We start from the raw sequence: 7313 nt of genomic DNA on the forward strand, positions 1-7313 counted from the left end.
GACCAGCTTCACGGCCTCGTCTTTGTACTCAGGGGTGAAGTCCCGACGTGATCTTGCCATAGTGAACATTCTCTCTTGTGAGGTGTCCACACAACGGGGTCAAGGCCAAACAGAGGTTCGCGAACGAGCGGTCCGCATGACTCTTGATCGTTTGAAGGATTACCCGTCAATGTGGGCCGCGTGCCGTGACCTGGCCCCCAAGCTCAACATCGGCGCCGAGACGCTCCGGAAATGGGTCACCCAGGCGCAGGCCGACGCCGGCGAACGCACCAGGCCCACGAGTGAGGAGCTCGAGGAAATCAAACGACTCAAGCGCGAGAACCGTGACCTGCGCGAGACGAACGACATCCTCAAAGCAGCCGCGTCTTTCTTGAGCTCAGGGAGCTCGACCCTCGCAACCGTCCCTAGTCGCTTTCATCGTCCAGATGAAGGCGAACGGCCATGGAGTCGAGTTGACGTGCGGCGTCCTGCGCGAGCAGGGCGTCGCTGTCACTTCACAGCACGTATCGGGCATGGAAGATTCGCGCCGCCGCGGCGCGAGTTCAGAGTGACGGGGTCCTTGTCGACCGGCTCAAAGCGTTGAAAGCACTAGACGCCCACGGACGTCAGCAGCCCGAGATTCTCTATGGGCGGCGGAAGATGACGGCGTGGCTCCGCCAGGGTGAGTTCACCGGCGTTTCGAAGCACACGTTCGACCGCTTGATGCGCCTCGAGGGCATGAACGGCCTCGTCCGGGGCCGGAAACCCCGGGCGTCGGCCTCGACCGGCAAGGACTCACCTCAAGCCCCTGACCTACTCAAACGAAACTTCAGTGCACCCCGGCCGAACCACTCCTGGGTCACGGACCTCACGTATGTCCCAACGTGGGGCGGCTTCGTCTACGTGGCATTCGCCATCGACCTGTACTCGCGAGCGATCGTGGGCTGGCATGCGTCAACGGTCAAAGACACACCGTTCGTTGAGGTCTGTTTGAATATGGCGCTCTGGCGTCGCGACCATGCCGGCCACGCCGTACGGCCCGGTTTGATACATCACAGCGATGCCGGATCTCAATACACATCGATTAAATTCACCGAGACTGTCGCTCTGGAAGGCCTCGTCGCCTCGAGCGGAACCATCGGCGACGCCTACGATAACGCGGCCGCGGAGACGGTCATGGGGCTTTACAAGAACGAGGCCGTGGCAAAGACCTCACCATTCGTGGCGGGCCCATTGAAGACCCTCGCTGACGTCGAAAAGCTCACCTTCGACTGGCTGGATTGGTACAACAATCGGCGCCTGCACAGCGCACTCGGGAACATGCCGCCCGAAGAATATGAACGCAACTACGACGCTGAAACAAACGGCCCGATAAATATCGAAGCCGCCAACAAAACGGCGGCATGAAACCCGGGACGGTTCAACACTCAGGAGCGGGAAACAACACAGAGATACTGGATGTGACTCTGGTGCGGGGTGACCCAAATCACTGTCAGCGGAACAGTTATTCAGTTGCCCAAGAGTTTCGATGGCGGCCCCAACGCTCGGCACCAAGGCAAGACGAAGACACCTCGCTCGCGCCGCACCGTCGATGTGCCGGACTGGATTGCGGACAGACTCCTCACGTTGCCGCGCAGCGGCGAACTAATCTTCTCCACGTCGAGCGGCTAGGCGTACAGCCCGAAGAATGTTGCGCGTGCCTGGCGATTCGTTTGCGCGACCGCCGAAATGTCTGGACTCGTCACGCACGAGCTGCGCAAAACTGCCGCCACAGTGACTAGCGAGGATAAGGGCTCGCAAACAGCGGCCGATTTGCCCGGGCATGCCAGTGACACGCTGACCAAGGAGAGTTATATCAGTTGCCCGAAGTCAGTGACGGGGGCCCGCGACGCACTGGCTACGTTATTCAAAGCGGGACAATAGCGGGACCTTACCCAACGAGAAAACCCCGTCCACCAGGCTAAAAGTCTGATGAGACGGGGTTTATCTGTGCGCCCGAAGGGATTCGAACCCCCAACCTTCTGATCCGTAGTCAGATGCTCTATCCGTTGAGCTACGAGCGCATGTCGATTCCGCGAACTTTAACGCCCCGAGATCACTTGAAAACTATACCAGCTATCGAGACCTCCCCGCGCCGCGAAGGCATGCCCGGCCACGCACGAGACACCCTTTTGGAGTTTTTAACGCCTTTTAAGCGGTCATCGCGTTTTGAGATTTCTGGGGATGACACCGATTCGTTGGCGCTTCTCAAATAAGAAAGTAATTACCGAAGTCTCTATCTCCCATAAGGGTGGGTGTGTCTCATGGACGAAATAATTTCGGTACTGCGTGGGCACATCCTGCGACTGGCCCTGCTTCGCACCGGCGTCGCCTTGCTGTGCGCCGCTGTCACCCTGCTGCTCGGCGCTCTGTCGCCAGGCTCCGGCGATACAGCGGATGCCGCACCCGCGCCTCACCTCGATCGCGACAGCGCTGCTTTCCGGGCTTCCCACCGAGATAGACAGCGTGGCGGGCAACGTCGTCGCGTTTCCCGGCGCTGCGCCGGTAACGCCCATCGTGGCTGCGGTCGCCGCTCCTGTCGCGCACGTCACTCTGCCGTAGTTACATGATCCAGCCTCAACTCCGGCGGTGGCCACACGACCGGCGCGGCATCCGATCTTCCGTCGGGAGCCTCTCGCTCATCGGCATCTGCGCGGCCAACGCCGCCGAGGCACACGGCATGCCCGGAGCCGGCTGAATCATCTAGGCAGCCAGATCATCAGCGACGTGTCCGCAACGATCACACTCAGCGACAGTGCCGGGAGAATATTCGGTGATTCCTCAGCCAGCAAACCGTTCTCAACAACCAGCACAATTCCGGCTGCCTCGACATTGGTCTTGTTTCGCGGCACCGATGCAGCCTCGGTGAGCACCGGCAACTCCTCGCCCGCAGCGTTGAACATGACACCGCTCTTCGGCTCGACTCTGGACAGTGCTGGGACCAACGCGTTGCCCCTCTTGGTCCTGATCCTGCTGCTGGACCTGGCCGGTCTCGGCCTGGTCCTGCGACGCGCGGCGGGACGACGCGGGCTACTGACCCAGTAGCGGGCAGCATCCGCTGATATCAGCCGGGCGCTTCGGCTTTCAGGTCGCAGCGCCGGCTGTTGCGCGCCATCGACGGTAAAGTCAACCCCTGTTATCGGCCTCGGCCGGGTGATTTACTCATTGGGTGAATGAAACCAGCCGCGCCGACACGGCAGCCTTTGACTACTCCGACCTGCGCGCCATCTTCATCAATTGCACCCTGAAACGCAGTCCCGAGGTGAGCAACACCCAGGGCATCGTCGATCTCAGCGCTCGAATCATGCGGGAGCAGGGCGTGCAGGTCAACCTGATTCGCGCCATCGACCATGACATTGCCACCGGAGTTTACCCGGACATGACCGAACACGGCTGGCCAACGGATGCCTGGCCGTCCCTGTTCGAGGCGGTGCAGGCCGCCGACATTCTCGTGCTGGCCGGGCCGATCTGGCTCGGCGACAACGGCTCGGTGACCAAACGCATCGTGGAACGACTCTACGCCCACTCGGGCGAATTCAACGAGAAGGGCCAGTACATCTTCTATGGCAAGGTCGGCGGCGCCATCATCACCGGCAACGAAGACGGCGTGAAACACTGCACGTCGAACCTGCTCTACAGCCTGCAGCACATTGGCTATTCGATTCCGCCCGCCGCCGATTCCGGCTGGATCGGCGAAATCGGTCCAGGCCCGAGTTACCTCGACGAGGGGTCTGGCGGTCCGCAGAACGACTTCACCAACCGCAACACAACGTTCATGAGCTGGAACCTCATGCACCTCGCCTCGATCCTGAAGCAGAACGGCGGCATCCCGGCGTACGGCAACCTGCGCCAGGACTGGGACAGCGGCGAACGCTTCGGATTTGAACCGAATCCGGAATATCGGTAGCCGTCAATTCGAAAACTCGATAGTTCCGGAAACCGGGTTGGTAAAATGAGGTCATGGTTGACGCCTGCTCTCGCCGGGACCGCGGCAGCTATCTCGCGATTGCCGGCTTCGCGGTGGTCTGCCTGGGCGTCGGCTGGTACTGGTCGCTGCCGCTGTGGGTGGCCGGTCTGTATCTGGCGGCGAGCCTGGTCTGCTTCGTGCTCTACCTCGTGGACAAACGCCGGGCCCGCACCGCACGCCGGCGGGTATCGGAGCGAACGCTTCTGCTCTGGGGATTGGTCGGCGGTTGGCCGGGCGCAATCGTGGCACAGCAAATTGTTCGGCACAAGACGCAGAAGACGCGTTTTCGCCGCGCGTTCTGGCTCACGGTCGTCGTCAACGTTGGGCTGTTCGTCACACTGAGCTCACCGGCATTCGACGAAGTGCTCGGCCAGCTGTTCAGTATTCGTTGTATTCTTCCCCGGTTTCAGCCTCGTGCTTGGCCTTCAAAATGGCCAGGTTGATCAGCACAAACGCTTCCAGGCGCTCGTTACGATGCTCGGCGTAGTCGGGTTCACGTTGATCGACGGCCAGTTCGATGAGCTTCGATGAGACGGCCGAGCTGACCTCTTCACTCGCCGACCGTTGAGCACTCGCAACGATGCGTCCCACCTGGTCGTCATCATCGGCCACGGCGTCGAGGGCCAGAGCCAGCCGCTCGTGCACCCGCAAGCGCAGGGCGAACTGCTTGAGGTCGTGTCGTTGGTCGTCGGTCAGGCTCAGCCGCCATTTCATTGACGCGAGGTCCTTGCTCATCCGGCTGACCCGCCGGGCGTACTCCTCGTTTTGCCGGGCCAGGTGGCGCAGCTCACTGCGGGCATCGGCGGCGTACCGCGCGGCGTCGTAGTCGTCGTGCTCGCGGAGCGCGCCAACGATGATGTCGTTCTTCACCGCCATGCGCACGGCCGACACCGCGATCAGCAGGCCCTCATCGACGGTGCGTTCGAGGTCGGGCAGCTCAGCGTTCACGTCGGGTTCTCTGACGTTCGCGTGAGCGTCAGCACGACGCCGGGACCGGTTCCAAATGATTGCGCCACCACTTCCTCGTGCAGGTGACTTCCATTTTATCGAAGGAACTGGTCCGTGCCGTGCGCGGATTGTGTGAGTCCTACCGTCCATCTGGTCGATGTCCTCGGTGCTGACGTGAGCCGCACACCGATGCGTGGGGCCGTCATTCACCCTGAACGAAAGGGCGATGCGTGCGGTGGAGTGCGGTGAACGCATGGGAATCCGGTTAGGCATGAGTGTCGCCCTCAGCCTTGCAACGCTCCTCCTGGCCGGGCTGGGTCGTTCCAGACGGTGTTGAGCAGGTCCATTCGCGAGAATCTCGGGCTCACGTCCAGCGGGTGAGCGCGGCACGCGCAAGCTGCCGTGCGGCATCCGTTTCGAGTCCGTGCGAGACCGACCCGCTCGGCGGAAGCAGGCTGCCCGTTCCAGCCCAGCCGAGCACCCGTCGGGTGTCTGACGCGTCGCTTAGCGCGGAGTCGTTGCCGTAGCGCCCTCGCCCGCCAAAAGTCCAGCCCACCATTGAGGTGAGCAGATCGAGCGACTCGCGGAGGCGATCCCAAGAGCGGGCTTCACCGGCGGCCACGAGCATCAGGAGGAGCAATGCGCTGTCCCGGCCGTCATCACTGCGCTCGAGCGGAAGGCGGGCCGCGAGGTAATGCCACAGCTCCACCGGAGCATCGCGCAGCTGCGCACCCCGCATGGTCAGCAGCAGGTCGCCCCGGAATTTGCGCACCAAGCCGAGCTGCGCAGCCGTCTCCCGCAGAAACAGCAGCGGGTAGGTTTGCAACTCCCGGTTCGCCTCGCCCCGCCAGATCTTCTCTGTATCGAGCTCTTCCATCAGCGCCCGGACGCGCGCGGGAGGGAGATACCCGGCACTGGTCAAACGGATTCCGCCGCCCACGTTCCCCAGGAATGTCCGGATCACCGCGGTGGCCGTCGCGGCCTCGGCCTCATCGATCGGCGTCGGCTCCACCACGTCTGCGGACGCGAGGTAGCCAGCGAGGTGACGCTGCGCGTCCGGACTCACTCCCGCGAAGAGGATGTCCAGCTTGGAAGGCGTGCCGCCCGAGGAAGTGTGGCGGCGCAGCCAGCCGAGTGCGGCGTCCGACCCCGCCAGCCGTTCCAGACCCCGGTTGATTTCGGCGAGATCGATCTCGTCGACGAACCGGTGCAAGCCCATCTCGAAGGCGATCTCCCGTTGCTCCGGGTAGTCAGGTGGCGTCGTTCCCGCAGCCACGGCAAGAAGGTGTTCCCAGCCGTAAATCCCGCCCACGTCTTCGACCGGCCCCCGGCGGCGACCGTCGACACAGCGCACGGCGGCATCCGTCACCGCCTGCTGCGGCAGGACGTCTTCAAGTTTGATGGTGTGGTCCCAGTCGTCACCGAAATCATAGGTATAGCGGAGCCAGTCATTCTTCTTCGCCAAGAGCTGATCGAGACGCAGCTCGCTTTCCAGCACGCCCTCGTCGCCCTCCTCAACGTCGTAAGGGGTGAGGATCCCCTGCGTCTCGTGACTGTGGCGGTCTGTGGCGAGCGCGAATCGGTGCAAGTGGCTGTTGGTCCAGCCGAACGCGGTCTGCAGCACGTCGTGCAGAACGTCGAGGGTCAGGTTCGACGGCAACGTGAGTCGCCGCCAGATCGGCGGGTGTGAATCGGCGAGGTCGACGCGGAGGCGGAACAGAACCGGAGTGTCAGGTGGTGTCAGCAGTGGGAGCGGCTTGAGCGGTGCATCCACGAACGCAAGGGCTGAGTCGTCGGGCGAACCCGAGCCGGCCGTGAAGGCGTCAAACCGCGCCTTGAAGTCAGCGAAGTCGGTCACGTTCTCGGAACTCTCGTCATGGTTGGGCGGTGTCGTCATATCGACAGGATATTTGAACTTGCTCAGGACCCTAAAACGGTTGGGGGTTGGTCCCGTCGGTGTTCCAGGTGGTGTTCCAGGGGTCACTCAGGGGTTCGTCTGGTGGGGATGGTGCCGGTGGTGGCGTTTCGGTTTGCTGCAGGTGCGGACGGATGCGGGTGGCGGGGTCGGTGGCGTAGTGTTTGCCGGCGGGGCTGGTCCAGTGGACGGTGCCGTCGGGATCCGCGGTGGCTTTCCAATCGGAGAAGTGCTTCAGGTTGTGGTGGGCGGGCGAGAGGGAGTGGAGGTTGGTGGCGGTGGTGGGGCCGCCGAATTGTTTATCTATGGTGTGGTCGAGGTCGGAGTGGCCGGCGGAGCGGTTGCAGCCGGGGAAGCGGCAGGTTCCATCGCGTAGGCGCAGGTATTTCTTCAGCGCCGCCGGCACGCGGAACGGGGTGGAGCTGACGTCGAGGACGATGCCGGTGTGCGGGTGAGTGAGGACGC

At 62.7% G+C, this 7313-nt stretch carries 9 protein-coding genes, 1 tRNA gene and 1 pseudogene; 6 read left to right on the top strand and 5 right to left on the bottom strand.

Annotated features, from left to right (window positions below; genetic code table 11):
• Positions 1–136: 136 nt before the first annotated feature.
• Positions 137–1386 (top strand): annotated as a pseudogene (locus tag E3O11_RS16655) (IS3 family transposase).
• Between the two features lie 69 nt (positions 1387–1455).
• On the top strand, positions 1456–1650 hold the full coding sequence (locus E3O11_RS17785) for a site-specific integrase (protein ID WP_104131630.1): 195 nt from the start codon (positions 1456–1458) through the stop codon (positions 1648–1650).
• A 319-nt stretch (positions 1651–1969) separates the two neighbouring features.
• Here the strand turns inward: E3O11_RS17785 and E3O11_RS16660 are convergent.
• Positions 1970–2042 (bottom strand) — tRNA-Arg (locus E3O11_RS16660).
• 373 nt (positions 2043–2415) lie between these two features.
• Here E3O11_RS16660 and E3O11_RS17790 point away from each other — a divergent pair.
• Positions 2416–2580: a hypothetical protein gene (locus E3O11_RS17790; protein WP_158251556.1), complete on the top strand. Its 165-nt coding sequence runs from the start codon at positions 2416–2418 to the stop codon at positions 2578–2580.
• Positions 2581–2717: 137 nt separating this feature from the next.
• Here the strand turns inward: E3O11_RS17790 and E3O11_RS16665 are convergent, their stop codons facing one another.
• Positions 2718–2921 carry a hypothetical protein gene (locus E3O11_RS16665; RefSeq protein WP_092453201.1) on the bottom strand — a complete coding sequence of 68 codons (204 nt, stop codon included), beginning with the start codon at positions 2919–2921 and terminating at the stop codon, positions 2718–2720.
• Between E3O11_RS16665 and E3O11_RS17795 the strand changes: the two genes are divergently transcribed.
• From E3O11_RS17795 to E3O11_RS16675, 3 genes are all read left to right on the top strand, one after another.
• Positions 2920–3063 carry a hypothetical protein gene (locus E3O11_RS17795; RefSeq protein WP_158251555.1) on the top strand — a complete coding sequence of 48 codons (144 nt, stop codon included), beginning with the start codon at positions 2920–2922 and terminating at the stop codon, positions 3061–3063. The genes E3O11_RS16665 and E3O11_RS17795 overlap by 2 nt on opposite strands.
• A gap of 124 nt (positions 3064–3187) precedes the next feature.
• Positions 3188–3925 (top strand): flavodoxin family protein, encoded by a 738-nt coding sequence (locus E3O11_RS16670; protein WP_092453204.1) that lies wholly within the window; start codon positions 3188–3190, stop codon positions 3923–3925.
• A gap of 53 nt (positions 3926–3978) precedes the next feature.
• Entirely contained in the window at positions 3979–4428 is a 450-nt protein-coding gene (locus E3O11_RS16675; protein WP_092453207.1) for a DUF1294 domain-containing protein, read from the top strand.
• On the opposite strand, the gene E3O11_RS16680 is transcribed toward E3O11_RS16675, so the two are convergent.
• The 3 genes from E3O11_RS16680 to E3O11_RS17800 all read right to left on the bottom strand — a co-directional run.
• Positions 4364–4933 (bottom strand): hypothetical protein, encoded by a 570-nt coding sequence (locus tag E3O11_RS16680; protein WP_092453210.1) that lies wholly within the window; start codon positions 4931–4933, stop codon positions 4364–4366. The genes E3O11_RS16675 and E3O11_RS16680 overlap by 65 nt on opposite strands.
• A 364-nt stretch (positions 4934–5297) precedes the next feature.
• Positions 5298–6830: a plasmid pRiA4b ORF-3 family protein gene (locus tag E3O11_RS16685; protein ID WP_092453212.1), complete on the bottom strand. Its 1533-nt coding sequence runs from the start codon at positions 6828–6830 to the stop codon at positions 5298–5300.
• A 31-nt stretch (positions 6831–6861) separates the two neighbouring features.
• Positions 6862–7313: HNH endonuclease signature motif containing protein (locus E3O11_RS17800; protein ID WP_166787618.1), on the bottom strand; the 452-nt coding region annotated here is incomplete at its 5' end.

The organism is Cryobacterium levicorallinum, assembly GCF_004402405.1.
GTDB classification, from domain to species: Bacteria; Actinomycetota; Actinomycetes; order Actinomycetales; family Microbacteriaceae; genus Cryobacterium; species Cryobacterium levicorallinum.